This window comes from Faecalibacterium prausnitzii (assembly GCF_003287495.1).
Classification (GTDB): domain Bacteria; phylum Bacillota; class Clostridia; order Oscillospirales; family Ruminococcaceae; genus Faecalibacterium; species Faecalibacterium prausnitzii_I.
In genome coordinates this window covers 208747-234143 of sequence record NZ_PRLE01000001.1, presented here as the reverse complement: position 1 = coordinate 234143, position 25397 = coordinate 208747, and the positions used below count along the sequence as shown (strand labels likewise).

General features: G+C 57.2%; 23 protein-coding genes and 1 tRNA gene. 19 read left to right on the top strand and 5 right to left on the bottom strand.

Annotated features, from left to right (window positions below):
• Window positions 1-132 precede the first annotated feature (132 nt).
• The 5 genes from C4N22_RS01150 (at window position 133) to C4N22_RS01130 (ending at window position 5342) form a co-directional block, all read left to right on the top strand.
• A complete protein-coding gene (locus C4N22_RS01150; RefSeq protein WP_022257110.1) occupies window positions 133-435 on the top strand; it encodes a PRC-barrel domain-containing protein in 303 nt (100 codons plus the stop codon).
• A 160-nt stretch (window positions 436-595) separates the two neighbouring features.
• Window positions 596-2554 (top strand): LTA synthase family protein, encoded by a 1959-nt coding sequence (locus C4N22_RS01145; protein WP_112147682.1) that lies wholly within the window; start codon window positions 596-598, stop codon window positions 2552-2554.
• Window positions 2555-2759: 205 nt separating this feature from the next.
• Window positions 2760-3482 carry a 30S ribosomal protein S2 gene (rpsB, locus tag C4N22_RS01140; RefSeq protein WP_022257112.1) on the top strand — a complete coding sequence of 241 codons (723 nt, stop codon included), beginning with the start codon at window positions 2760-2762 and terminating at the stop codon, window positions 3480-3482.
• A 55-nt stretch (window positions 3483-3537) separates the two neighbouring features.
• A complete protein-coding gene (gene tsf / locus C4N22_RS01135; protein ID WP_022257113.1) occupies window positions 3538-4458 on the top strand; it encodes a translation elongation factor Ts in 921 nt (306 codons plus the stop codon).
• 191 nt (window positions 4459-4649) lie between these two features.
• Window positions 4650-5342, top strand: a complete 693-nt coding sequence (locus tag C4N22_RS01130; RefSeq protein ID WP_112147680.1) for an alpha/beta hydrolase — start codon at window positions 4650-4652, stop codon at window positions 5340-5342.
• A gap of 287 nt (window positions 5343-5629) precedes the next feature.
• On the opposite strand, the gene C4N22_RS01125 is transcribed toward C4N22_RS01130, so the two are convergent.
• On the bottom strand, window positions 5630-7357 hold the full coding sequence (locus C4N22_RS01125) for a carbon starvation CstA family protein (RefSeq protein ID WP_112147678.1): 1728 nt from the start codon (window positions 7355-7357) through the stop codon (window positions 5630-5632).
• A gap of 717 nt (window positions 7358-8074) precedes the next feature.
• On the opposite strand from C4N22_RS01125, the gene C4N22_RS01120 reads away from it, so the two are divergent.
• The 12 genes from C4N22_RS01120 (at window position 8075) to hslO (ending at window position 20020) form a co-directional block, all read left to right on the top strand.
• Window positions 8075-8392, top strand: coding sequence for a YerC/YecD family TrpR-related protein (locus C4N22_RS01120; RefSeq protein WP_022257116.1), 318 nt, complete (start codon window positions 8075-8077; stop codon window positions 8390-8392).
• A 92-nt stretch (window positions 8393-8484) separates the two neighbouring features.
• Window positions 8485-8823: a hypothetical protein gene (locus C4N22_RS01115; RefSeq protein ID WP_022257117.1), complete on the top strand. Its 339-nt coding sequence runs from the start codon at window positions 8485-8487 to the stop codon at window positions 8821-8823.
• Window positions 8824-9011: 188 nt separating this feature from the next.
• The gene (locus C4N22_RS01110) at window positions 9012-9665 is read left to right on the top strand and encodes an HAD-IA family hydrolase (protein WP_112147677.1); all 654 of its coding nucleotides are present in this window, start codon (window positions 9012-9014) and stop codon (window positions 9663-9665) included.
• Window positions 9666-9691: 26 nt separating this feature from the next.
• Window positions 9692-11572, top strand: coding sequence for an SGNH/GDSL hydrolase family protein (locus C4N22_RS01105; RefSeq protein ID WP_112147675.1), 1881 nt, complete (start codon window positions 9692-9694; stop codon window positions 11570-11572).
• A gap of 59 nt (window positions 11573-11631) precedes the next feature.
• On the top strand, window positions 11632-11862 hold the full coding sequence (locus tag C4N22_RS01100; RefSeq protein WP_022257120.1) for a hypothetical protein: 231 nt from the start codon (window positions 11632-11634) through the stop codon (window positions 11860-11862).
• 76 nt (window positions 11863-11938) lie between these two features.
• Window positions 11939-12679: a YjjG family noncanonical pyrimidine nucleotidase gene (locus C4N22_RS01095; RefSeq protein ID WP_022257121.1), complete on the top strand. Its 741-nt coding sequence runs from the start codon at window positions 11939-11941 to the stop codon at window positions 12677-12679.
• Window positions 12680-12700: 21 nt separating this feature from the next.
• Window positions 12701-14599 (top strand): ABC-F family ATP-binding cassette domain-containing protein, encoded by a 1899-nt coding sequence (locus tag C4N22_RS01090; RefSeq protein ID WP_112147674.1) that lies wholly within the window; start codon window positions 12701-12703, stop codon window positions 14597-14599.
• Window positions 14600-14618: 19 nt separating this feature from the next.
• Window positions 14619-15155 (top strand): Gx transporter family protein, encoded by a 537-nt coding sequence (locus C4N22_RS01085; RefSeq protein WP_112147672.1) that lies wholly within the window; start codon window positions 14619-14621, stop codon window positions 15153-15155.
• Between the two features lie 121 nt (window positions 15156-15276).
• Window positions 15277-17727: an endopeptidase La gene (lon, locus tag C4N22_RS01080; protein ID WP_112147671.1), complete on the top strand. Its 2451-nt coding sequence runs from the start codon at window positions 15277-15279 to the stop codon at window positions 17725-17727.
• A gap of 18 nt (window positions 17728-17745) precedes the next feature.
• The gene (yihA, locus tag C4N22_RS01075; protein ID WP_022257126.1) at window positions 17746-18354 is read left to right on the top strand and encodes a ribosome biogenesis GTP-binding protein YihA/YsxC; all 609 of its coding nucleotides are present in this window, start codon (window positions 17746-17748) and stop codon (window positions 18352-18354) included.
• A 1-nt stretch (window position 18355) separates the two neighbouring features.
• The gene (locus tag C4N22_RS01070; RefSeq protein ID WP_022257127.1) at window positions 18356-19108 is read left to right on the top strand and encodes a class I SAM-dependent DNA methyltransferase; all 753 of its coding nucleotides are present in this window, start codon (window positions 18356-18358) and stop codon (window positions 19106-19108) included.
• A 3-nt stretch (window positions 19109-19111) separates the two neighbouring features.
• Window positions 19112-20020 (top strand): Hsp33 family molecular chaperone HslO, encoded by a 909-nt coding sequence (gene hslO, locus C4N22_RS01065; protein WP_112147669.1) that lies wholly within the window; start codon window positions 19112-19114, stop codon window positions 20018-20020.
• Window positions 20021-20057: 37 nt separating this feature from the next.
• On the opposite strand, the gene C4N22_RS01060 is transcribed toward hslO, so the two are convergent.
• Both C4N22_RS01060 and C4N22_RS01055 read right to left on the bottom strand, forming a co-directional pair.
• Window positions 20058-21221, bottom strand: coding sequence for a sporulation protein YqfD (locus C4N22_RS01060; RefSeq protein WP_112147668.1), 1164 nt, complete (start codon window positions 21219-21221; stop codon window positions 20058-20060).
• Between the two features lie 24 nt (window positions 21222-21245).
• On the bottom strand, window positions 21246-21545 hold the full coding sequence (locus C4N22_RS01055) for a YabP/YqfC family sporulation protein (RefSeq protein ID WP_112147666.1): 300 nt from the start codon (window positions 21543-21545) through the stop codon (window positions 21246-21248).
• Window positions 21546-21617: 72 nt separating this feature from the next.
• Between C4N22_RS01055 and C4N22_RS01050 the strand changes: the two genes are divergently transcribed.
• Window positions 21618-22724: a hypothetical protein gene (locus C4N22_RS01050; RefSeq protein WP_112147664.1), complete on the top strand. Its 1107-nt coding sequence runs from the start codon at window positions 21618-21620 to the stop codon at window positions 22722-22724.
• Window positions 22725-22755: 31 nt separating this feature from the next.
• Window positions 22756-22831, top strand: a tRNA-Thr gene (locus C4N22_RS01045).
• A 188-nt stretch (window positions 22832-23019) separates the two neighbouring features.
• On the opposite strand, the gene C4N22_RS01040 is transcribed toward C4N22_RS01045, so the two are convergent.
• Complete coding sequence (locus tag C4N22_RS01040; RefSeq protein WP_112147663.1) at window positions 23020-24153, bottom strand: tyrosine-type recombinase/integrase; 1134 nt, start codon at window positions 24151-24153, stop codon at window positions 23020-23022.
• 359 nt (window positions 24154-24512) lie between these two features.
• Window positions 24513-25352, bottom strand: a complete 840-nt coding sequence (locus tag C4N22_RS01035) for a hypothetical protein (protein WP_112147662.1) — start codon at window positions 25350-25352, stop codon at window positions 24513-24515.
• Between the last annotated feature and the right edge of the window lie 45 nt (window positions 25353-25397).

Here is a 25397-nt window from a genome sequence, read left to right as displayed (position 1 = left end):
GGTTTCCTCAAATCTTGTCTGCATTTTGGGTGTGATTCCGGGCCTAGTATAGCACAACTGCCCCAGCTTTTTCCACTCTTTTTGCATGAACGCCGCTCCGGCGGCATAGGGTGGGAACAGGGAGGTGAGGGGATGACGTTCCGGGATCTGTGCACCAAGGAGATCGTCCAGCTGCAAAACGGTGTCTGCCTGGGCAAAGCCGATGATCTGGAATTTGACCCGCAGACGGCGGAGATCACCAGCCTGCAGCTGCTGGGACAGCCCCGGCTGTTCGGGCTTATGGGCCGGGAGGAAACGTTGACCATCCCGTGGCATGAGATCGAGCGGATCGGACTGGATGCCATTCTGGTGCGCACGGAGCTGCCGGTGCCCGAGGAAACAGCGGCAAAACCGGCGGGCTTTTTCGCAAAGCTGCGCCGCTGGCTGAAAGGGTGAAAGATTTTCAGCTATCTTCCGGCCAATAGGGGCTGGATTTTGGCCAAAACCGCGCTATAATAAAGAACTGCGGGCATGGTTTGTCGCCACATCCCGCGGGAAAGAAACAGGGCGGAGGCCCTGGAAAATAGATGAATGAGAAGTGAAAGGAAACTTCTTTATGAACAAGCAATCAAACGATACGCGTACGCCGCTGCTGCTCTATGCGGCGCGGCTCGTGTTCCCGCCGCTGGCAGCGCTGGTGGTGCTGGTGCTGACGGAGTGGATCGCACGCGGCACGCTGGACGCGGATACCTTTGCACAGTACATCGAGCCCCACTGGGAAGCCTACGCCCTGGCCTGGGCGCTGCTGTTCCTGGTCTGGCTGACCGTGGACTGGCTGACCCGGTTTGCGCCGCTGGCCACGCTGGTCACAGCCATTCTGGGCTGCGTGCCCGCGGCGGTCGATTTTTACACCCTCCAGCTGCGGGGTGAACCGTTCCTGCCGTGGGACCTGATGCAGGTCTCGGAGGCGGCTGGCGTGGCCTCGGCGGCCGGCATCCATATCCAGACCAGCATGACCGTTTCCATCGTGGTGGTGCTGGTGCTGACGGTGGGCTCGTTCTTCCTCTACCGGAAGCGGGCAAAGCTGGGCTGGCCTCAGCGGGTGGCAGGCTTTGCCGCCAGCGCAGCCGCCGGCTGCGCGCTGGTGTTCTGCGTCTTTTTGCAGTCCGCCGTGACGGAGAGCCTTGGCATCCTGCCGGACGCCTGGATGCAGGATCGTTATTACCGCTACTATGGCGTCATCACCAGCTTTCTGACCAACCTGACCAATCTGGAAATTGATAAACCCGAGGAATATTCGGAAGAGGCGGTCAACGAGATCCTGGATGACGTGGAGGCGGGGGAGAAGTACTCCACCAGCCCGCTCTACCCGGAGTCCTACGGGGCAACCACCCCGGCGGACGAGGCCGTGCAGAAGCCGACCATCCTCTATGTGATGGACGAGTCCTATTGGGATGTCTCGGAGCTGGAGCAGTACGGTTACCAGTTTGACACAGATGTTTCCGCCAACCTCCACAGGCTGCAGCAGACCAGTGCCTATGGCCGGGCCTACAGCCCCAGCTTTGGCGGCGGTACCTGCGATGTGGAGTTTGAGGCGCTGACGGGTTACTCCGTCTCGTTCCTGCCCAACGGCAGCAAGCCCTACCAGCAGCATGTAACCAAACCGATGTTCGCTCTGCCCAACTACCTCAAGACACAGGGCTACCAGACGGCGGCAGTGCACTGCTTCTGGGCCAAATACTGGAGCCGGGATACGGCTTACCCCAATCTGGGCCTGGATACGTTCCTCAGCCTGGAAAAAATGCACGGCGTCAACAAGGTGCGCAAGCACTACTGGACCAGCGGCTTGGTCACGGACGACTCCATGGCCGACCAGATCATTCAGCAGTATGAGAGCATGAAAGCAAGCTCGGACGCGCCGGTCTTCCTCCATGCCGTTACCATGCAGAACCACACCAATTATAATAAGGACAACTACCCCGACGACGAGCGGGTGAAAGTGCTGGAACACCCGGCGGGCCTCAAGGCCAGCACCGTGGGTGCGCTGGAGGACTTTGCAACGGGCATCCGGGATGCGGACGCCATGCTGGGCAAGCTGACGGAATACTTCTCTCAGGTGGACGAGCCGGTCATTCTGGTCTTCTGGGGCGACCACTACAACCCCATTGACTCCAACTACGATGTCTTTACCAGGAGCGGCTACGCCAGCGATTCCAGCGCGGACCCAAAGCTCCACCAGACCACCCTGCTGATGTGGTCGAACTACACGGACAAGCCGGTGGATCTGGGCACCATCGCCGCTTACGATATCTCCCCGGTGATGATGAACATTTACGGCCTGAAGCAGCCGCTCTATTTCCAGTATCTCAACCGGCAATTGCAAGTGGCCTGCCGCAGCAATACCCGCGGCACGATTCTGAACCGGGACGGCAGTACAACGAATACGATGACCGCCCTGCAGCAAAAATGGAATCAGAACCACTGGATGCTCCAGTATGACCTCATGTTTGGCAAAGGCTACGCGCTGGACCGGATGGATATGGCAGGGCTGGGGGAGAGCAGCACGGACAAATGAGAGAATTTTGACGCGTCTTTTTGTAAAAAAGAGCGAAAAGCACTTGAATCTTCTTCACTTTTGTGCTACTATTACTTAGCATTACACACGCATCACTATGCCCTTTTGTGCCCAATCGCGGGTGGAGGGCAGTCCGGCCCCGTCCGATGCGGCGGCAGGATCACGGTGTGCGGAGGCAAAACAAATTTTTGGAGGTAATTTTACTATGGCAGTCGTTTCTATGAAGCAGCTTCTCGAGGCAGGTGTGCACTTCGGTCACCAGACCCGTCGTTGGAACCCCAAGATGGCGAAGTATATCTTCACCGAGCGCAACGGCATCTATATCATCGACCTGCAGAAGACCGTTAAGAAGCTGGATGAGGCTTACAACTACGTGAAGGAAGTTGCAGCTGAGGGCGGCGACATCCTGTTCGTCGGCACCAAGAAGCAGGCTCAGGAGTCCATCCGTGACGAGGCTCTGCGCTGCGGCATGCACTATGTCAATGCTCGCTGGCTGGGTGGTATGCTGACCAACTTCCGCACCATCCGTAAGCGCATCGACCGTATGGATCAGCTGGCAAAGATGAAAGAGAATGGCACCTTTGAGCTGCTGCCCAAGAAAGAGGTTGCGAAACTCGAGCTCGAGATGGAGAAGCTGGACAAGTACCTGGGCGGCGTCAAGAACATGAAGACCCTGCCGAAGGCAATGTTCATCGTTGACCCCCACAAGGAGCGCATTGCTGTTGCTGAGGCCCGCAAGCTGAACATCCCCATCGTGGCTATCGTTGATACCAACTGCAACCCCGATGAGATCGACTACGTCATCCCCGGCAACGACGACGCAATCCGCGCTGTCAAGCTGATCGCTGGCGCTATGGCTGACGCTGCGCTGGAAGGCAAGCAGGGCAACCAGGAGGCCGCTCCCGCTGAGGACGCCGCAAACGCCTGATTTCCCAAAGATCCCGCAAACAACCTGTGAATAACGTGTAAGGGAGAATACTAAAATGGCTATTTCTGCAAAGGACGTTATGGAGCTGCGCAAGCAGACTGACTGCGGCATGATGGAGTGCAAGAAGGCTCTGACTGAGGCTGACGGCAACTTCGAGAAGGCTATTGAGATCCTGCGTGAGCGTGGTCTGGCTACCGCCGCTAAGAAGGCTGGCCGCATTGCTGCTGAGGGCATGGTCTACGCTGATTACTGCCCCGAGTGCAAGGTCGGTGTTGTCATCGAGGTCAACGCTGAGACCGACTTCGTCGCCAAGAACGACAAGTTCGTCGATTTCGTCAAGAAGGCTACCAAGGTCATCATGGAGCAGAACCCTGCTGACGTTGAGACCCTGATGAACTGCAAGATGGGCGATGAGACCGTCGATCAGGCTCTGAAAGAGCTGATCCTGGTCATCAAGGAGAACATCAAGGTTCGCCGCTTCACCCGTTACGAGGGCGTCTGCTCTGCATACGTCCACGGCGGCGGCACCCACGGCATCCTGGTCAACTTCGAGACCACCAATGGCATCGAGGCAAAGGACGAGTTCGTCGCTTACGGCAAGGACATTGCCATGCAGGTCGCAGCTGCCAACCCCAGCTACGTCGATGAGGCTTCTGTCCCCGCTGAGGTCGTTGCCAAGGAGAAAGAGATCATGCTGGTTCAGATGTCTCAGGATCCGAAGAACGCCAACAAGCCCGAGGCTGTGAAGCAGAAGATGATCGAGGGCAAGATCAAGAAGTTCTTCAAGGAGAACTGCCTGGTCGATCAGGAGTTCGTCAAGGACGGCGACCTGTCTGTTGCTCAGTACACCGCTAAGGTCGCTAAGGACCTGGGCGGCGACATCAAGATCGTCAAGTTTGCTCGTTTCCAGAAGGGCGAGGGCCTGGAGAAGCGCGCTGACGACTTCGCTGCTGAAGTTGCAAGCATGGTGAAGTAATTTAACCTTTGGGTTGAATCTGGGAGCTGCAGTACCCGTAACAGGGCGCTGCGGCTCCTTTTTTGTTTGTGTTTGGCGGGCGGATGTGCTATCATAGAGAAAACGGAAAGAAGGGAGGACGAAAAGCAATGCGCAGTGTAAACAAAACGTCTCTCCGAATGGAGAGCATGATCGGATAAGGAGAATCCCTTATGAAAAAACAGACCATGACCATTGCCGGCATCCCGGCTGTCCTGTACGGCAGCCGGAGCCGCAGGGTCTATCTCTATGTCCACGGCAAGAATGGCTGCAAGGAAGAGGCAGAGCGCTTTGCCGGTACAGCCTGTGCAGCAGGCTGGCAGGTGCTGGCCATCGACCTGCCCGAGCATGGCGCACGGAAAAACAGCCCCGAGCAGCTACTGCCGTGGGTGGCTGTGCCGGAGATAGAAGCCGTATATGCCCGCATGAAGCCGGTGTGGGCGCATATCCGGCTGTATGGCGTGAGCATCGGCGCGTGGCTTGCCATGCAGGCGCTGCAGGGAGACGCGCCGGAACAGGCCCTGCTGGCCTCTCCGGTGGTGGATATGGAAGCTCTCATCACAAATATGATGAAATATGCCCATGTGACCGAGGAACAGCTGCAGCGGGCAGGGGAGATCCCCACGGATCTTGGGGAGACCCTCTCGTGGCCGTATCTGTGCTGGGTGCGGGAACATCCGCTGCACTGGCATGGCCGCACGCAGGTGCTGTATGGTGACAGCGATGCCCTGACCAGCCGCACCCTGATCGAGCGCTTCCGTCAGGAAAGCGGGGCGCATCTGACGATCATGGAGGGCGGGGAACACTGGTTCCACACCCCGGTGCAGATGGCGGTCCTTCAAACGTGGGAAGAAACGAATTTTTGATTTAGAATGCCCTCCGTTTCACTCTGGGCATAAATAGAGGTATCATTATCTTTAGTTTCTGTATTTTAGAAACGACTGCGGTCGTTTCTAAAATACTTTTTCACGGGAAGAGCCCCAAAGGCAAAATGCAGCTATGTACCGTTACAATTCCTCTGGTGAAAAAGTGTTTGGAGCGGCCCGCAGAACGCCACAAACACAAATCATATAAAATAAAAATGCCGCTGACGGAATAAAAACCGTCAGCGGCATTTTGCCTATTCTGTTAAGGGATGCTCCGATTTGAGAGATCAGACCTTTGCTTCGCTGTTCTTCTCCGCTTTCTTGTAAGCGTTCAGGGAGTGGAACACGATGTTCAGGCCCAGAACGATCAGCAGGATGGCCAGGATCAGCTGCAGGCCGTTTGCGATAAACACAGCACCCCAAGTGGTCTCACCAGCGGGGATGGAGACAGAAGCGGCTGCGCTGATGGCCTTGACCATTGCAATCAGGCGCTGCACCAGAGCGGTAAAGGTGACGCAGAGCATGATGATCAGCGGGGGGAACAGCATCTTGTTGCTGCGGCCGGTGACCTTCAGGAACACGCACAGGGTGGCCAGAACCAGAGCGCTCAGCAGCTGGTTGGCGGAACCGAACAGGGGCCAGATGTTAGCATAGCCGATCTTGGTCAGCAGGAAGCCGAAAGCCAGGGTGATAAAGGTGGAGAAATAGACATTGCAGAACAGCTTGCGCCAGCCCTCAGCATGCTCCATGTCGTCCACACTGAACAGTTCCTGGAAGCTCATGCGGCCGATACGGGCCACAGCATCCAAGCTGGTCAGTGCCAGAGCGGAAACGCACATGGTCATAAAGACAGTAGCGGCATACACGGGAACGCCGAACATCTCAAAGAAACCGGCAACACCAGTAGAGAAGATCTGGAACGGGGTACCGGCAGCAGGGGTGCCATCGGCAGCAGCGGCGGCACCGGCAACGCACAGGGCCAGAACAGCCAGCAGGCTCTCCAGGATCATGGCACCGTAACCAACCTTGAGCATGTCTTTCTCGTTCTCAACGGTCTTGGAAGAAGTACCGGAAGAAACCAGGCTGTGGAAGCCGGAGACAGCGCCGCAGGCAACCGTGACGAACAGGATGGGGAACATGGTGCCCAGCTTCTCGTTGGTAAAACCAGTGAAGACAGGCAGGTTCATGGTGGGGTGAGCGACCAGCAGGCCGACCACGGCACCGGCGATCATGGCCACGAACATAAAGGTAGTCATGTGATCACGGGGCTGCTTGAGCAGCCACATGGGCAGGACAGCTGCAAAGAAGATGTAAACAAAGGTGATATAGCTCCAGGCTGCCTTGCCGAAGACCAGGGGAACATTTGCGCCGATGACGAAAGACAGCACAATGAAGACGATGCTGATAACGCTTTCTTTCCAACCGGAGAAGTTGAACTTCTTCTGGATCAGGCCAAAGATCACGGCGAAGACCATGAACATGATGGAAACCATGCCGGCAGCGCCGTTAGTCTGAGCAGCAGCGGACAGAGCGCCATCGGTACCATAAGCATTAAAGGTACCGGCAACCATGTCTGCGAAAGCGGCAATAACGATGCCGCAGAACAGCCAGCAGAACAGCAGGAACAGCTTGCGGCCGGTCTTGCCGATGTACTTCTCAATCAGCATACCCATGGACTTGCCATCATTCTTGACGGAAGCGTACAGAGCGCCGAAGTCGGTGACAGCACCAAAGAAGATGCCGCCGATCAGGACCCACAGCAGGACGGGCAGCCAGCCGAAAGCGGCAGCCTGGATGGCACCGGTGACAGGGCCTGCACCTGCAATGGAGCTGAACTGGTGTGCAAACACGGTCCAGCCATTGGTGGGAACATAGTCGCGGCCGTCCTCATGGACGACAGCAGGGGTCTTTGCTTTGGGGTCGATGCCCCATTTGTTTGCCAGCCAGCGGCCGTAGAACGTGTAAGCGCCCAACAGACACACCGCTGCAATCAAAACGATGACCAGCGTATTCATTTCTTTTGAACCTCTTTCCTTTCTTTCAAACGGCAACGCGTCCGTGACACGGCAGCTGCCTTGCAAAACCACAGACGGAACGGCGGCGCGGGGGTCGAAAAAAGCCTCCCTCTCCAAAAGATGGAATGCAGGAAACATCCATCCATCGAAGACGAAGGCTTGCTACAGTGCATCTGCACTGAGATCTCCGCGGTACCACTTCGTTTGCTGTTTTGCAAAACAGCCGCTTGTGAACGTACAGCTCCCCACACAACAACGGGAACGATACGCCGCCCTGTAACGTAGGCTGCACGGCCATGTACTACTGGAAACGGCGCTGTACCGTTCTGTTCGCGCAGGCTGCTCGCAGGTGAGGGCCCTTTGTGCTTCGCTGTCGCCTCGCATCAGACCGGCGACTCTCTCAAAGCGGGTGTGCAAAGGGTCATGTCCTGTTCATTGCATTTGCCGAATGATTGTGTATACTTTAGCCCCGTTTTCATAAATTGTCAATATATTTTGAGCAAGTTAGGAGACTCTGCCATTTTTGAAAAGTTTCAATTAAGAATTTTTAGGCGATTTTCTTTCAGATGTGAGATGAATAAAACTTGGCCCTTTGTAAGGTGAAAAAAGCTGAATAGGGGGAATCTCGCGTGGAACACTTGACTTTTACACTTTCAAGTGCTAAAGTGATAATGCAACAAAAAAAGAACATCAGCAGTGCCGCAAAGGAGACCCACTATGGCTGAAAAAAATAACCGCAGAAACAAAACCACCGACGCGCTCTTTGATGCCATCCTCAGCCTGGAGACGCGGGAAGAGTGCTATAACTTTTTTGAAGACCTCTGTACGGTCAAAGAAATCTCAGATATGGCCCAGCGGCTGGAAGCTGCAAAGCTCCTGCTGGGCGGCAGCACCTATGACCAGATCGTCAAAGCCGTGGAGATCAGCACCGCCACCATCAGCCGGATCAACCGCTGCATCCAGTATGGTTCCGGCGGCTATCGGGATACCATTGAAAAAGTAGAGGCCAGGGCCGCAGGGGAGAACCCGCAGTAAAATGGCGCCGCGGGTGGCACCGGGAGCGGCAGGCACATAGAATGGGGTGCGCACAGGTGCGCAATTTCAGACCGGAAAGGATGACCCCCTCTATGGCAAATACCACGGATTGCCCCGGCACCCTCAATTGTCCCGCGCTGCCCCGCGTCTCGCTGGATCAGGCGGTGATCGACCTGCTGGAGAGCATCGCCCTGCAGGAATCCGCCCTCAGCCACATCCTCTGCGCCGAGAGCCAGAAGATGAAGACCGCCATGGGCATGGAAGAGCTGGACCTCTGCAAACTGCTGGAAGTCAACGATTCGGCCACCAATATGGTGCACGCTGTGGCCAACCTGGAAATGATGCTCAAGGATAAGCTGGAATTCATCTCCAACAACCTCTATTATCCCTCTACCGGGGAGAGCGGTTCCGCCACAAGCGCTCAGGAATAAAAGAATGGAAAATGCCTGTCCGTGACCTGCTGGCCCGGGCGGGCATTTTTGCGCTTCGGCAGGCCGCACCGGGCAGAGATGCATAGAATAATGTATAAAATTCAGAAAAACGATTTGTTGGAATTGCTGAGGAGCGAAATCTGTGTTATACTATATAGCGTGTATATCAAATGAAAGGGGAATAAACCTTGCTGAAATACAATGCCATCCTGTTTGACGTGGACGGAACGCTCATTGATTCCGCTCCTGGCATTCTCCATACATTAAAAGAAGTCTTCCACACCATGGGCGTGGATACCACGAATGTCAACCTCCGCCGCTATCTGGGCCCGCCGCTCCGCAAGAGCTTTGGCGAGCACTTCAGCGACAAGGCAAAAATTGAAGAGGCGGCAGAGCGCTACCGTGCAAGCTACCATGAAAAAGGCAGCCACGAGTGTGCCGTCTTCCCGGGCGTGCCGGAGATGCTCCGCCGCCTGAAAGAGGCCGGGCTCGTCCTCTGCACGGCGACGTCCAAGCCGACGCGGGTCGTGACCCCCATTCTGGAAGAGCAGGGCCTGGCAGAGTATTTTGATTTTATCGGCGGCGCTTCCATGGACGAGAGCCGGGATACCAAGACCGCCGTTGTCCGTTATGTGCTCGCCCAGCCCATGATGCAGGGCAAGCGGGTGCTGATGGTCGGTGACCGCAACGATGACATGCGCGGTGCAGCGGACTGCGGGCTGGATGCGGCAGGTGCTTTGTACGGCTATGGCAGCCGGGAAGAGCTGGAGCCGTTCCACCCGGTCATTCTGGCCAAGGACTGCGCGGATCTGGCAGACCAGATCCTGCACATGGCCGAGTAAGTTTGAAAGCGAAATGGTGAAAGAACATGAGTCGAAATACACAACCGGAAAAACGCTCCATGACCCCGATGCAGAAGCAGGCGGTTCTGGTCTGCGTGATCTGCGTGCTGGCGGCCTTGCTGACAGCAGGAATTACCACGGCGCTCCTCAAGCGGGGAAAAACGCCCGCGGCCAATGAGCCTGCGGCCTCGGAGCCGCAGTCTGTAGACCCGACCAAGACGGACGGGGACCTGGCAGGCCATTATCAAATCAACAACGCGTCCAGCGCCCTGCTGACCGAAACGGCTGATGCAGGCAGCGAGTATCAGGACAGCACCCTCTTCCTGGGCGATTCCAATACGGTCCGCCTCTACAACAACGGCCTCATCTCCCTGCAGCAGTTCTGCGCCCGGGAGGGCATCGGCACGCAGGTGGCCCTGAACGAGGGCATCGTGACCTTTAAGGGCGATAACAACCACTATACCATTGCACAGGCCGTGGCTAAGATGAAGCCCCGCCGCGTGGTGATGACCTTTGGCACCAACGATACCGGCATGGAGGTGCAGGATTTCATCAGCAACTACACCGCGCTGGTGCAGGCCGTTCAGGCGGCTTATCCTTATACGGACATCATTGTCAACACCGTGCCGCCCATCCCGGAGAATCATTCTTCCTACCCCCACATGGATCAGGCCAAGATCGACGACTTCAACATGGCACTGCTGAACATGTGCGAGCAGCTGGGCCTCAAGTTCCTCAACACGGCTGAGACGCTCAAGGGCGAGAACGGCTATGGGAACCCGGATTACTACACCGACGGTGACATCCACCTCAAGAGTGCAGGCCTGAAAGCGGCGCTGACTTACCTGCGCACCCATGCTTATCAGACCGAGGACCGCCGTCCGGATACCAATAACATCCCCACCCGCACGCTGGAGTATGTCTCCAATCCCAGCTCTGCGGTGGCGGCTCCCAGCTCGGAGGCAGTCAGCGTGAGCGAGTCCGTCAGTGAATCCACCAGTGAGTCCGCAAGCTCCTCCGGCAGCGAGAGCACTTCCACCGAGGCCAAGTTTGAAGCCCGCTACCAGGTGGAAAAGAGCGGCGGCGGCACCCTGACCACCGGGGACAGCACCGGCAACAACTCGGTGAGCTATAAGGTGAATGACCCCGGCAAGTCCATTACCGTGACGGCTGTCCCTGCCGAGGGCCATGTCTTTGTCAAGTGGAGCGATGGTGTCACCAGCAAGACCCGCACGGATACCAACTTCAAGCAGAACCTGGATGTCACTGCCATCTTTGGCGCGGCGTCTGTCCGCATCACCAGCGAGGGACACGCCACGCTGGGCAGCGCCTATACCTTTAAAGCAAGCCTGAACGGCAAGTACGCCAGCGCGGAGAACCTGCACTGGTACGCCAACGGCGCGGAGATCAAGGCGGCTGCCGGTATGACCAGTATCACCGTCAAGGTCGATGCCTCCATGTTGAACACATCTTATAAGATCCACGCCGCCATCGTCTACAATGGCTCTACCGTCAACAGCAACAGCCTGGCGGTCTCCATTGGCAGCGGCGTCACCTCGGAGTCCGGTTCCCAGTCCGGGAGCTCCTCCGGGAGTACATCCAGCAGTTCGAGCTCCAGTGCTTCGTCTGGCAGCTCGTCTTCCAGCGCCTCCAGCACCAGCGAGGCAGCCAGCTCGTCCCACGCGGAGAGCTCCAGTGCTTCCACCAACGAGAGCCACAGCACTTCGGCCAGTGAGTCGAAGGCAGAGTCCAAATCGGAAACCGCTTCCAGCTCTGAGGCAAAGAGCGAAACTTCCAGCTCTTCCAAAAGTGAGAGTACTTCTTCTTCCGAAAATGATGTGGCGCCCAGCGCTTCTTCCAACACAGAGGCTTCTGCCAGCAAAGAAGCACAGAGCACCGCTGAATAACGGCGTGGAAACCTTTTCGCCCCGGGCCGCATAGGCTGGGCGGAGAGGAGGAATGCACCATGGCAGTGCCTGCAGCCGAAACCATGCGGGTGCGTGGTGTCCCGGGGGCCGAAGATGTCACCGATGGTGATGTGGATTACTACGGGACCGACTGGATCAATGTGGAAAACGCTGCCACCGAAGAGCAGATGCAGAAATGCTTCTCAGAGCCCTGCGGCGGCACAGCCCGCTGCACCGGAAACACACCGGAGCAGACCGACGGGCAGGACTACGAAATGATCCAGGAATAAAAACAAAATATCGGGAAGCCAGCTCTGTTTGGCGGGGCTGGCTTCTCGCTGTTATCCAATGAGAGAGGGGAACACAATGGCAAAATATTATTGCGTCCTGTTTGACGCGGACAATACACTTTTGAACTTTGACGCCGCCGAGAGCAAGGCTCTGGCGGAAACACTGGTCAATTACGGCATTGAGCCGGATGCCGAGACGGTGCAGACCTACCGCACCATCAACGAAGAGCTCTGGAAACAGCTGGAAAAGGGCCAGATCCGCCGCGAAAAGCTGATGAGTGAGCGCTTTACCCGCTTTCTGAAAGCGGTCAACGCTGCCGGCAACGGCGTGGAGATGAACCGCTATTATCTGGAGCGCCTTTCCACCCATCCGGACCTGATGAGCCCCAATGTGCTGGAAGTGCTGAGCGAGCTTTCCGAGGTGGCCACGCTGGCCATTGTGACCAACGGCTTTGACAAGGTGCAGAGCCGCCGTGTGGCGGAGTCGGGCATTGCACCGCTTCTGGAGGACGTTTTCGTCTCCGAGAAGCTGGACAGCGAGAAGCCCAACCGCAAGATCTTTGACGCGGCCCTCCGCTCTTTGGGCGTGGAGAACCGCGAACATGTGCTGATGGTGGGCGACAGCCTCTCCAGTGATATCCAGGGCGGCATCAATGCCGGGCTGGATACCTGCTGGTTCAACCCCAGCCACAACGAGAACCCGGGCAAAGTCTGCCCCACCTATGAGATCGAAACGTTGGAAGAGCTGTACCCGCTGGTGATGGAGCCGGAAGAGCTGGCCAATCTGGGCCAGAAGCACCGCCGCCACCAGCCGTAAGAGAATGGAATTGAGAAAACTATGCTGATTCATCTGGAAAAACTGGGCAAGAGCTTTGGCGAGAAGATCGTCCTGCACGATGTGACGGCCAGTGTCGAGCGGGAAGACCGCATTGGCATTGTGGGCCAGAACGGCGCGGGCAAGACCACTCTGCTCAAGATCCTGACCGGGGAATATACGGATTATGAGGGCGAGTTCAGCGTGACCCACGGTGTGACGCTTGGCTACCTGGAACAGAATGCAAAGCTCGATGTCACGCTGGATATCTACGGCGAGATGCGTTCTTCGTTCGCCCATGTGCTGGACGCCATGGCAAAAATGCAGATCCTGGAGCGCAAGATGGCCGCCAGCCCCGAGGATACCTCGCTGCTGGAGCAGCACGATGCGCTGCAGAACATCATTGACGCAGCCGATGGCTACAATATGGATGTCAACATCAAAAAGGTACTGTCCGGCATGGGCTTTGCGCAGGATACCTGGGAAAAGAACGTCGGTGTCCTGTCGGGCGGCGAGCTGACCCGCCTGCGGCTGGCAAAATTGCTGCTGGAAAAGCCGGATGTCCTGATTCTGGACGAGCCCACCAACCACCTGGATTTTGCCACCATGGAATGGCTGGAAAACTACCTCAAGAGCTATTCCGGCGCGGTGCTGGTGGTCAGCCATGACCGCTATTTCCTGGACCACATCTGTACCAAGATCTGGGAAGTTTCGTTCCAGACCATGACGACCTATAAGGGAAACTTCTCGGCCTACCTGCCCCAGAAAGAAGCGGCGGATGCCCTGCGCCAGAAGCAGCACGATGCGGATGTGGCACTGGCTGAAAAGCTTCAGGATTATGTGGACCGCAACCTCGTTCGGGCTTCCACCACGAAAATGGCCCAGAGCCGCCGCAAACAGCTGGAAAAGCTGGAAATTACCGAGGCCCCCCAAGATGAGACCAACCAGCTCAAATTCCGCTTTGAATATGATGTGGAGCCCTGGAATGAGCTGGTGCTGATGAAAAACCTGACCATCCGGATCGGGGAGCGGACACTGCTGGAGCCGTTTACTTACACGGTCCACCGTGGAGAGCGGCTCATCATCGCGGGTCCCAACGGTGCGGGCAAATCCACCATGATGCAGGTGCTGGACGGCAAGCGCCGTCCCTCCGGCGGCATGGTGCGGCTGGGCACTGGTGCCCGGCCCAGCATCTTTGCCCAGCAGCAGAACCGTCTGGGCGCGGGCCGTGTCATTGACGTCATCTGGAACAAGTACCCCCGGATGACGGAGCTGGAAGTCCGCAGCCATCTGGCAAAGCTGGGCTTCCGGGGGGAGACGGTCTTTAAGCCCTGTGAGGCGCTTTCCGGCGGCGAGCTTGCCCGCCTGCGCTTTGCGGAGATCGTGCTGGAGCGGCCGAACCTGCTGTTTCTGGACGAGCCCACCAACCATTTGGACATCTACACCCGTGAGAACCTGACCGAGGCCCTGATGGCCTACACCGGCACGCTGCTCATGGTCACGCATGACCGCCACCTGATGAACAGCCTGGCCTGCCCGATCCTGTATCTGGAAGACGGCAAGGCGACGCTCTACCCGAGTTATGATGCCCTGATGGGCCGCTCCGATCCCGCGCCGGTCGCGGAAAAATCCTCGGAGCCCGCAAAGCTTGGCTACGGCAAGGAACAGCGCCGCCGCCGCGCCGAGCTGCGGGCCAAGATCAAGGCCTGCGAGGACGAGATGGAGGCCTGCGGTGCCCGGGAAGTGGAGCTGGACAACGAGATCAATTCCCCGGAGGTGTACAACGACCCGCAGCTGCTTCGGGAAAAGAGTGACGAGCTCTCGGATCTGCGGTTCCATCAGGAGGAGCTGTTTGCCGCCTGGGAAGCTGCCATGGAAGAGCAGGAACAGTACGAGCAGGTGCAGGCAGGGGAGAACGAATGATGGACGGAGGAATGTGCCGATGAACCCGAAACGCGGCAGCAAAACGCATGAGATCGCCCTTTCCGGCCTGCTGTTTGCACTGGCCATGGCCCTCTCTTTTGTGGAGGGCACGCTGGTCATCCCCGGGCTGATGCCTGGCATGAAGCTGGGCCTGGCGAATATTGTGGTGATGTATGCGCTGTTTTTCATGGGAGGAAAGCAGGCACTGGTGCTGGACCTGCTCAAGGCGCTGTTCGTCTTTCTGGTCTCCGGGTGGACGGCGGGTTTCCTCTCCCTGTGCGGCGGGTTATTCTCGCTGCTGGTGATGTGGGTGCTGTACTACCATTTCCCGGTGCAGCCCACCTGGTTCATCCTCTCGGTCTGCGGTGCGCTGGCCCATAATGTCGGCCAGCTGCTGGGGGCCAGTGTCATCCTCTCCTCGGCCATGTCGCTCTATTACGCACCCGTCATGCTGGTATTCGGCCTCATCATGGGCTCGCTCACATCCATCACCCTGCGGGCCCTGCTGCCCGCCCTGGGCCGCCTGGGCTACAACACCCGCGAAAAGCGCGGTTGAGCGCGCCCCGGTTGCAAGCGGAGCCGCTTTCCGCTATAATACGATCTACAAGTGTTACCCAACAAGAAAACTGCCCTCACGATGACGCGCATCTGCCCGGGCAGTTGGGAGGTTTTGCAATATGTCTGAAAAAGTAACTGTCAAGGTGGAGCGCAATGTCCTCCATCTTCCGGCCATTGCCCTGCGGGGGCTTGTGGTCTTCCCCAACAACCTGCTTCACTTTGAGGTGGGCCGCGACAAGAGCATTGCGGCGGTGGAATGGGCCGTGAGCAATAACTCCGATGTCTTCCTCATTGCGCAGAAAGAGATGAAAGTGGAAGACCCCAATGCCGCCGACCTGTGCACTTACGGCGTTGTAGCCGAGATCAAGCAGGTGATGCGGGTGTCGGACGACCTTGTCCGCATCCTGGTGGAGGGCAAATACCGCGCAAAGCTGACCCAGCTGGATACGGACGGCAGCTTCCTGCTGTCCACGGTCCGTTCCGCCCCGGTCAAGCAGGCAAAGCCGGAGGAGCAGCCCGAAGTGGATGTGCTGGTCCGCAACGTCAAAAAGAGTTTTGACGAGCTGCTGGCCCTCAACCCGCACATCGGCAAGGACGTGGTGTTTACCATCACCACCAGCACGGATCCTGTCTTCCTGTCCGAGTACATCCCGGCCAACCTGTTGTTCCGTTTTGAGGACAAACAGGCCATTCTGGACGAGGGCACGCTGCTGGGCCGCCTGAAGCTGCTGATTGAAAAGATGCACCGGGAGCGCCGGATGCTGGAGATCGACAAAGAGATCGCCCAGAAAGTGGACGAAGCAATGGACAAAAACCAGCGCGACTACTACCTGCACGAGCAGCTGCACATGATCAGCGAGGAGCTGGGCGAGGACGACGACACCACCGCCGAGGCGGAGGAGTACCGCCGCAAGATCACGGCCCTGCACCTGGATGAGGAGCGGGAGAAGAAGCTCCTCAAAGAAGTGGACCGCCTGGCCAAGATGCAGAGCAGCAACCAGGAGGGCACGGTCATCCGTACCTATCTGGATACCTGCCTGGACCTGCCCTGGAATACGTTCACGGAGGATGACCTCGACATTGCCAAAGCACAGCGCATCCTGGACCGCGACCACTATGGCCTGAAAAAGGTCAAGGACCGCATTCTGGAAGTGCTGGCTGTCCGCAAGCTGGCCCCGGATGTCAAGGGCCAGATCATCTGCCTCGTCGGCCCTCCGGGTGTTGGCAAGACCAGCATTGCCCGCTCCATTGCCGAGAGCCTGAACCGCAAGTATGTCCGCCTGAGCCTGGGCGGTGTGCGGGATGAGGCTGAGATCCGCGGCCATCGGCGCACCTACATCGGCGCGATGCCGGGCAAGATCATCACGGCTATGATCACGGCCAAGAGCTCCAACCCGCTGATGCTGCTGGATGAGATCGACAAGCTGGCGGGCGATTTCCGGGGTGACCCGGCCGCCGCGCTGCTGGAGGCACTGGACCCGGAGCAGAACAGCACGTTCAACGATCATTTCATTGATATGCCGTTTGACCTGAGCCATGTGCTCTTCATCACCACGGCCAACGACCTGAGCGCCATCCCCGGCCCGCTGCGCGACCGTATGGACGTCATCGAGCTGCCCAGCTATACTCGGGTGGAAAAATACAACATTGCGAAAAAACATCTGGTGCCCAAGCAGCTGGAGGCCTGTGGCCTGAGCGGCAAAGTCACGTTCTCCCAGAGCGCCCTGTACGGTATCATCGATGGCTATACCCGGGAAGCGGGTGTCCGCAACCTGGAGCGCACCATCACCAGTGTCCTGCGCAAGTGTGCCCGCCAGATCGCTTCCGGCGAGGCGGAGACGGTCTCTGTGACCGGTGCCACGCTGGAAAAGCTGCTGGGACCCCGCATCGTCAAGCCGGACTTCCTCAACCGAACCAATGCCATCGGCATTGCCAACGGCCTGGCCTGGACCAGCATCGGCGGCGAGACCCTGCCCATTGAGGTGCAGGTCATCGACAACGGTTCCGGCAAGATCACCGTGACGGGCTCTCTGGGCGACGTGATGAAAGAGAGTGCTCAGCTGGCCATTACCTATGCCCGTGTCCATGCGGCAGAGTATGGGATTGACCCGGAACGGCTCAAGAAGTGCGACCTGCACATCCATGCCCCGGAGGGCGCTGTGCCCAAGGACGGCCCCTCGGCGGGTGTCACCCTGACCACGGCCCTCATCTCCTGCCTGTCCGGCATCCCGGTGCGGGGCGATGTGGCCATGACGGGCGAGATCACCCTCCACGGCAATGTGCTGCCCATCGGCGGCCTGCGGGAAAAGAGCATGGCCGCTTACCGCGAGGGGATGAAGACGGTCCTCATCCCCAAGGACAACGTCTCCGACCTGTATGAGGTGGACGATGAGGTCAAGAAGAACCTCGAGTTCCTGCCCATGTCCAACCTTTCTCAGGTGCTGAACGCGGCGCTGCTCAAGCCGAAAGCGGCGGCCACCCACCCCCGTACCAAGAAGAGCACGAAGGCTGCCGATGCCGCCGCCATGTCCCAGACTGCAGAAAAGCCCAAGACCGGTGCCGTCTGCTGAGAGGAAAGGGAAGCTTTTATGAATTACAACAAAGCGGATTTTATGGCCAGCTATGGTATTTCCAGCCAGCTGCCCGACAGTGACCGCCCGGAGATCAGTTTCTCCGGCCGCTCCAACGTGGGCAAATCCAGCCTCATCAACAAGCTGTGCAGCCGCAAAAACCTGGCCCGCGTTTCGGCCACGCCGGGCAAAACGGCTACCATCAACTTTTATGAGGTGGACAGCTGCTATTTTGTGGATCTGCCCGGCTACGGCTACGCCAAAGTAAGCAATGCGGACCGTGAACGATGGGATGACCTCATCAACAGCTACTTTGAGGCCCAGCGCCACCACACCCTGCTGGTGCAGCTGCTGGATTGCCGCCATGCCCCCAGCGCCGATGATTTCCAGATGCTCAAGTACCTGCACTACCATCAGATCCCCTATGTGGTGGCGCTGACCAAGGCGGATAAACTCAAAAAGAGCCAGCTGACCAAGACGCTGGAGGAGTTTGAGAACACCTGCCGCCCCTATGGCTGCCAGAAAGTGGTGCTGACCAGCGGCGAAAACGGCTACGGCATCCCGGAGCTGCAGGCCATTCTCAACAAAGCCATAGAGGCAGAGTTTGCGGACGAGGACGCCGAATAAGATGGCATACAACGAATTTGCATACTTTTACGATGAATTCAACGGGGCGGCGGACTACGACGCTCTGTATGAGCACATCCAGAACGAGCTGAACGCCCACGGCATCCGGGACGGCATTCTGGCTGACCTTGGCTGCGGCACGGGGGAGCTGACCCTGATGCTGACCCAGGCCGGGTATGATATGATCGGCATTGACCAGTCCGAGGAGATGCTCTGCGTTGTCCGGGATAAGGCGGAACAGCTGGGTCTGTCCGGCAAGCTGCTGCTCCTGCGGCAGGACCTGCTCAAGCTGGACCTGTACGGTACCATCCGGGGAGCGGTCTCCACCTTTGATACGTTCAATCACATCCCGGACCTCGACACGGCCATTGCCAACGCGGGCTTCTTTATGGAGAAAGGCGGCGTCTTCCTCTTTGATATGAACACTCCCTACAAGCACAAAAACGTGCTGGGGGAGAACACGTTCACCTTTGAGGAGGAGGACGCCTGCTGTGTCTGGAAAAACCACTACAACGCGGCCGACCGTCGGGTGGAGATCAGCGTGGATATCGACTACCGGGAGACGGGAGAACATTTCCATGAGGCGTTCAGTGAGTACACCTACGATCTGGACACCATCCGCACGGCACTGGAGAAGCACGGTTTTGTGCTGGAGAGCGTCTGCGACGGTGAAACGTTCGGCCCGCTGACCGAGAAGAGCGAGCGCTATTTCTTCTGCGCGGTCAAACAGCATACGCAATTGGAGGAAGACTAAAAAATGGGAAAACTGATCCGAGGCCTGTCAGAAAACGGCGGAATCGTTTTTTGTGGCGTAGATTCGACGGATATTGTCTGTAAAGCAGAACAACTTCACACCACGAGCGCCACCTGCAGTGCTGCCCTGGGCCGCCTGCTGACGGGTGCCAGCCTGATGGGCTCCATGCTCAAGGATGACCGGGACACCATCACCCTGCGCGTTTCTGGCAACGGCCCGGCAGGCGTCGTCATTGCTTGTACGGATGGCACCGGCAATGTCAAGGGCTGCATCGACCACCCGCTGGTGGAGCTGCCTGCCAAGGCCAATGGCCATCTGGATGTGGGCGGGGCTGTCGGCAAGGACGGTGTGCTCACCGTCATCCGGGACAACCGCCTGCAGAAAGAGCCCACCGTCGGCCAGGTGCCGCTGGTCTCGGGCGAGATCGCGGAGGATATCACCAGCTACTACGCCTACAGTGAGCAGGTGCCCACCGTCTGTGCACTGGGCGTGCTGGTAGATAAGGATCTGTCCATCTCCTGCGCGGGCGGCTATCTGCTGCAACTGCTGCCGGGTGCCACCGATGCCGAGATCACCCAGCTGGAGCAGAACATTGCCGCCATGCCCTCCGTGACTGAGATGCTCCACGCGGGCAAGACCCCGGAGGACATGATGAACCTCGCCATGGCGGGTTTCAACCCCAGCGTGTTGGATGAGCGGGAAGTGCGGTACCAGTGTGATTGCAGCCGGGAGCGCACCGAGCAGATGCTGCTCAGCCTGGGCCGCAAGGAACTGGAAAAACTCCGGGATGAGGATCCCCACTGCAAGGTAGTCTGCCACTTCTGCCACACCAAGTATGAGTTTGACCTGAACAAGCTGGTCAAAAAGGCGGTGGAGAAAGCAGCGCCTGCATCTGAGAACGCAGAGAATTAAAACAACAATGAGATCGATGAAAACGGCAGAGGAAGTTTCAGTCCTCTGCCGTTTTCGTGTTTTCCTGGCAAATGTCGGCCGCTATGGTGTAGCAGACCCGGTAATGGAACTGGTCGTCCTCTGCGGAAAAATCTTCTTTCCGGGTGAGGAGAACCTCGTCCGGGTAGGCAGCGTATAGCACCTGACGGCTGTGCAGCCGGGCTAAGGCGAGCAGCTGGTCTCCCGTGTAGGAAAGTGTTTCGTTTTGGGTATGGTAGAATACCGTTTCCTCCACGGAGCAGGGGAGTGCCAGCCCCCAAAATGCCGGATGGAGATGCCGGGTGATGGCGCGGGCGTTTTCCTGGTGGGAGCTCCATGGGGGAAGAGCAAGGGACTTCCCGGCAAAGTGGAGCTGGTACTGGTGCGATTTGCTCCCGGTGAGCTGGTCCGCGGCCACGGTAGCGGGGAGTGTCTCGGAAAATTCCCACTCAAACTGGGCCAGCACCCGACCGGCCGCAGGCTGAAAGATCAAAGTTCCATCCCGCTCCATGCGGGCCGTTCCAATAAGTCCCTGTCCGGCTTCCACGGCCTGCCCGGGAGTCACCAGCATGGTGCCGCTGGTGAGGTTGGTTTCCAGCACAGTACCCGCCACCCGGGCGGTAATGCCATGGAGCGTCCCGGATGCGATATCTGGCACGGGCTTAGCGGCAGCGGCCTCCACGATCAGCCGCCCTTTGGAAAAATTCAGGCTTACCCACGAAAACTCGCCGCTCTGCAGCAGGGCATATTCACCGGCAGTCAGTTTTTCCTCGGAGACGAACTCCCCGGCGGAAAGAGCCTGTTGGCGCAGGATGACTTCTGCCCGGGCTCGCTGGCCGGGGGTCAGGGTGGTGAAGTCCGTGGCCCAGACCGCGCCTTGCAGCCAGAGCAACAGAGGGAGAAACAAAAACAGCCCGGCCCAAAGCCCCCGGCGGCGCAGCAGAGGCCGCAGCCGGAAAAACAGCCCGTCCCTTTTCTGAACGCGGAGCCGGACCCGGTACCTGCGGGCCAGCCGGGAAAGCTCTGGGTAACGCCATGCGGCGCACCGGGCACAAAACCCGCCGGGCTGGGCAGTAATTGCAGAGAGATGGAGCCCATTCTGTGCCGCGGCGGTCAGCAAACCACCGGTGTTACCGTTTTGGGCCGCGAAGCGAACACCGGCCCAGAGCTGCAAAGGGTCCATGGCCCGGCCTCCTATCAGTGGGTGTTATCGGGAAGTGGCATCCCGGGAAAATTCCGTGCGGAGAATTTCACCCCGCAGAGTGATGCGCTGGGTGGAAAGGGCTGTAATTTTGAGTTGACTGCCGTAAATGGTCAGCAGCCCTTTGCCAAGTTCCAGGCAGAGCTCTCCCTCGTCGTAAGAACGGATGCGCCGGAAATGTTCAATTTCTAAGATGCTTCCGCTGAGGTAAACGGAGGTGCGGCCATAAAAATTGGCCGGTGGCTGGCGGAACAACCGCTGGAACCATCCGGTAGGGGAGATGTGCTGTCTGCGCTTCCTGGCCACATCCGCTCCCTCCCTGCCGCTGTGCAAAGCTGCACCCGGTGCTACATATATATGGAAGCGGAGGGTGTGCGTATGAATCAAACCAAGAACTTTTCCGGGCTGGTATCCCTGATGCTGGCTGTTCTGATCGGGGCACTCCCGTTTGCGGCACCAGAAGCCTGCGCGCAGGCATTGCGGGAGGGATTGACCCTCTGCAGCGGTCCGCTGCTGCTCTCGCTGTATCCGTTTCTTGTGGTGTCGGCACTGCTCATCCAGTGCCCTCTGGGGGATGTGCTGGCCCTGCCATTTCGGCCGGTGGCATGGCTGGTGGGAGTGGATGCTCCCTGCGCGGCCCGGGTGCTGCTGGTGGGATTTCTGGGCGGCTTTGCCCCTGCCGCTAACGCTTCTGCCGAGGCGGTGCGCTCCGGTCAGATGACACCGGAAGAAGCGGACCGGCTTCTCCCGGCCTGCGTCTGTTCCGGACCGTCCTTTGTCATCCTGACGGTGGGACAGACCCTGCTGGGCAGCACAGAGGTGGGCGTTTTGCTGTTTCTGGCACAGATCACGGCCAATTACCTCTGTGCGGCTCTGCTTTCCCGACTGAGCAGGACAAACCGAAACGAAAAAAGGCTATCGCCGCGCCCGAAACAGCAGGAAATGCCGCGGCTGCGCCTGGATAGCATTCTGGCGCAGTCCACGCTGACCTACCTGAAACTCTGCGGCTTTGTGCTCTTCTTCCGGATGCTGGCTGCCGGAGCGGGAGCGCTGCTTCCGCCTGCCGTGAGCACGGCCTGCGCGATGCTTCTGGAAGTCTGTTCCGGGTGCGATCTTGCTTCCCGCACGGGCTATTGGGCCAGCACCCTCTGCTGTGCGGCATTGAGTGTACAGGGGCTTTCTGTCCTGATGCAGGTGCGGACGATCTGCCCGCCCGAAATGACCCTCCGGCCGCTGTATACCACCCGGGCGCTGCATCTGCCGCTGTCGCTGGCCATTTTCACCCTGCTTTTGCCGGAACAGGAGGCAGAAGTGTTCAGCACGCTGCCTGCCCGGGTCATCCTGATGCGGCGGCTTCCGCCGGATTGCGCTGTGCTGCTTCTTGTGGGTTGCAGCTTTGCAGTCTGCCAGCTGACCAATCTGCTTCTGCAGCGGGATTTTCAAGAAACTTCCCCCGGAAATCTTGACAGCTCCCGGCTTTTATGATAGAATACCACATGTTGCAGCACTTCAAGATGCTACTGTGGCTCAGCCGGTAGAGCAGCTCACTCGTAATGAGCAGGTCGTCCGTTCGAATCGGATCAGTAGCTCCAAAAAGAAATCCCTGAAAGTTGGTTTGTGAAGCCAGTTTTCGGGGATTTTTATTTATCAGGGACAGGACGGCGAAATGGACAGTTAAGCCTTAATTACCCTTAAATTTCCTTAAAAATCTTCAAGAGGTGGCTCAACAGGTGGCTCAAAAAGCCGAAAGAAAAAAGCTGGGGAACAGCTTGAAAAATTTTTAGGTGGCCTTTTTGAGGTAGGCGTCCAGGCGGTTGATCTTCTTTTTCTTGAATTTTTTATCAAGGGCGGTGTAGATGCCCAGCGTGACGCTGATGTCCTTGTGGCCCATCTGGTCGCGGGCAGTGAGGACGTCCACACCGGCAAAATACATGAGGGTGCAGAACGTGTGGCGGAGCTGGTGAGGGGTGAATGTCTCGATGGCCATGGGCAGACCACCGGGACGATTCTTGTTCTGTTGGCCATCATAGCCGTACTTGACGTTCAGATCCCGCATGTAGCTCTCCCACATTCGTTTCCAGCCCTGCTCTGTCATGCGCTCACCCTTGGAGCTGTGCAGCACATACATGCAGCCATCTTTCTGGGTCTTTAGGTAGTCTACCAAAATTTTGGGGATGCTGACCACCCGGACACCCGCAGGTGTTTTGGGGTTCTTGGATTTTTTATCCGGGAAGTCATAGCCCTTGCTGACTGTGATGGTAGCATCCTTGAGGTCCACGTCGGCCCAGGTGAGGGCGGTGGCCTCCCCACGGCGCAGACCTGAGTAAAGCAGAAGCATAGCGGCCCGTTGTGCAGCGTGAGGCGTTTCCCGAATCCAGCGCTGCTGCTCTTCTGAAATGGGCTCACGGGGCTCTGGAGGGGCCCCTGCGGGCGTTGTAGTCTTAATGAGCGGATTATAGAGAACGACTTCCGGAATGGCCAGATCATAGACGGCCTTGGCACTGGAGCGCAGATTGGACAGCGTATAGTGAGACAGGGGAGGCTTGCCATCATGCCAGTCTGCCAGCGTATTGAGAACACGCTGAAAGTCGGCGGCCTTGAGTTCCCCGGCGGGGTTATCTTTCAACTCGCCCCAGTTGTTGCACTGATCTTCATAACGGTCAAGGCTTTTCTGGCTAACGCCTTTAGCTTTTTTGACAGCAATGAGATTTGCGTATAGATCGCCCAGTGTGGCCTTGGACTGCTCTGGATCGAGGCCCTGCCCGATGGCGGTACGATAGGCAGCCGCAGCGGCCTTGGCTTCCCGCTCAGTGGAGCCGTAGAACGACTTGAATTTTTTGCTGCCGTCTTCGTTTTTGCCAAGATAGACCCGGTAACGGTAACGACCATCGGCGTTTTTCTTATTGCGTGCCATAAAAATTTCAGCTCCTTTCAGTCTGCGGCGAGCTGATATGGTATAATACCAGTGTCAGCAGGCGAGTTTTCCATGATTTGCTTCTCCTTGACTACCAAAGTATCAACTACGCACGGAGGCCCCGGCAGCTTATCGTACAGGCTGCCGGGGTTTTCTGTGTTCATACACAAAAAACGACCCCGCCATGGTACGCTTCGGTGAGAGGCGCGGCGGGGTCTGTATCATATAGATATTATACGCGAATGCCCCGGGTTTAGTCAACGCCACAGCTAGTGTTTCTTGAATTTTAAAATAAATATCTTGAATTGGGGCTCTTGTGTAGCGATACACAGGAGCCTTTTGGTTTACACACTTAGAGACTATTTAGGTATTGATTCGCGGATACGTTTAACCTTGTCTGCAGTCCAATGATTGCTTGAGGATGACATAATGGGTTCACTTGACTGCTTTTTAAGCTCCTCGATATATGGAGAATTCGGAATGAAATTTGGAACAAAATAACCCTCACCAAGAAATAATCCTAAGAAGAAAGAGGAAAGCAACAGCGAAGAAACAATTAGAATAGAGCGAAAATGAAAATTGAAATTTTTCTTTTTGTGGGAAGTATAGCTTCTTTTATGGAATGAATCGTTTTCTTCTTTCAGAATAGAAATGTCGTGGGCATGTGTGAGTGCGAGCTGGTGCCAATAATCTATATCATGACCATCAAGAATGGAAGCATCGTTAAGCCTTTTTAGAGCAGGCCGTAGGGAATCGACGTCAATACGATTTCTTTCGGCACAGTTATACCAATAAACAATATCATGGCCCTCGTAAGTTGCTGCAGCTATTTGATTCTCTAAGCTGTTAAGCTGGTCTAGAAGATCATCATACTTGCCGTTTTTCTGTTCAAGCTCATTAAGAATTTGATTATAAAATTTATAAATTTTCTGGGTTTCTGAAAACCAGTACTCTGCGGTATGTCCTTTATACAAGTCAGGCTCAGCTTTTAAAAAACTCTTTTCACGCAGGTTAGCTACTTCAGTGCGCAAATCAGCAATTTGAGACTGATATAAAGAGAAACTCTTTTCAAGATTTAAATATTTGTCACGCCATTCGATAGCACTATAATCATCTGGGAGATGAGTTTGTGCTTGTAACTCAAAATATCGGTCAGCCCAATATTTGGCACCATGACCGAGGTAGGATGAACTGGACATGGTTTTCTCCTTATACAACTTAACCGCTTTGGATGTACTAGAGCG

What these genes read in the sequence shown, in the direction of transcription:
- yihA (WP_022257126.1), top strand. Translation starts at nt 17,746, where the DNA reads ATGAATTACAACAAAGCGGATTTTATGGCCAGCTATGGTATTTCCAGC.
- C4N22_RS01090 (WP_112147674.1), top strand. Translation starts at nt 12,701, where the DNA reads ATGCTGATTCATCTGGAAAAACTGGGCAAGAGCTTTGGCGAGAAGATC.
- C4N22_RS01050 (WP_112147664.1), top strand. Translation starts at nt 21,618, where the DNA reads ATGAATCAAACCAAGAACTTTTCCGGGCTGGTATCCCTGATGCTGGCT.
- C4N22_RS01095 (WP_022257121.1), top strand. Translation starts at nt 11,939, where the DNA reads ATGGCAAAATATTATTGCGTCCTGTTTGACGCGGACAATACACTTTTG.
- C4N22_RS01070 (WP_022257127.1), top strand. Translation starts at nt 18,356, where the DNA reads ATGGCATACAACGAATTTGCATACTTTTACGATGAATTCAACGGGGCG.
- C4N22_RS01100 (WP_022257120.1), top strand. Translation starts at nt 11,632, where the DNA reads ATGGCAGTGCCTGCAGCCGAAACCATGCGGGTGCGTGGTGTCCCGGGG.
- C4N22_RS01085 (WP_112147672.1), top strand. Translation starts at nt 14,619, where the DNA reads ATGAACCCGAAACGCGGCAGCAAAACGCATGAGATCGCCCTTTCCGGC.
- C4N22_RS01120 (WP_022257116.1), top strand. Translation starts at nt 8,075, where the DNA reads ATGGCTGAAAAAAATAACCGCAGAAACAAAACCACCGACGCGCTCTTT.
- C4N22_RS01125 (WP_112147678.1), bottom strand. Translation starts at nt 7,357, where the DNA reads ATGAATACGCTGGTCATCGTTTTGATTGCAGCGGTGTGTCTGTTGGGC.
- C4N22_RS01115 (WP_022257117.1), top strand. Translation starts at nt 8,485, where the DNA reads ATGGCAAATACCACGGATTGCCCCGGCACCCTCAATTGTCCCGCGCTG.
- C4N22_RS01150 (WP_022257110.1), top strand. Translation starts at nt 133, where the DNA reads ATGACGTTCCGGGATCTGTGCACCAAGGAGATCGTCCAGCTGCAAAAC.
- C4N22_RS01040 (WP_112147663.1), bottom strand. Translation starts at nt 24,153, where the DNA reads ATGGCACGCAATAAGAAAAACGCCGATGGTCGTTACCGTTACCGGGTC.
- hslO (WP_112147669.1), top strand. Translation starts at nt 19,112, where the DNA reads ATGGGAAAACTGATCCGAGGCCTGTCAGAAAACGGCGGAATCGTTTTT.
- rpsB (WP_022257112.1), top strand. Translation starts at nt 2,760, where the DNA reads ATGGCAGTCGTTTCTATGAAGCAGCTTCTCGAGGCAGGTGTGCACTTC.
- C4N22_RS01035 (WP_112147662.1), bottom strand. Translation starts at nt 25,352, where the DNA reads ATGTCCAGTTCATCCTACCTCGGTCATGGTGCCAAATATTGGGCTGAC.
- C4N22_RS01145 (WP_112147682.1), top strand. Translation starts at nt 596, where the DNA reads ATGAACAAGCAATCAAACGATACGCGTACGCCGCTGCTGCTCTATGCG.
- lon (WP_112147671.1), top strand. Translation starts at nt 15,277, where the DNA reads ATGTCTGAAAAAGTAACTGTCAAGGTGGAGCGCAATGTCCTCCATCTT.
- tsf (WP_022257113.1), top strand. Translation starts at nt 3,538, where the DNA reads ATGGCTATTTCTGCAAAGGACGTTATGGAGCTGCGCAAGCAGACTGAC.
- C4N22_RS01060 (WP_112147668.1), bottom strand. Translation starts at nt 21,221, where the DNA reads ATGGACCCTTTGCAGCTCTGGGCCGGTGTTCGCTTCGCGGCCCAAAAC.
- C4N22_RS01105 (WP_112147675.1), top strand. Translation starts at nt 9,692, where the DNA reads ATGAGTCGAAATACACAACCGGAAAAACGCTCCATGACCCCGATGCAG.
- C4N22_RS01130 (WP_112147680.1), top strand. Translation starts at nt 4,650, where the DNA reads ATGAAAAAACAGACCATGACCATTGCCGGCATCCCGGCTGTCCTGTAC.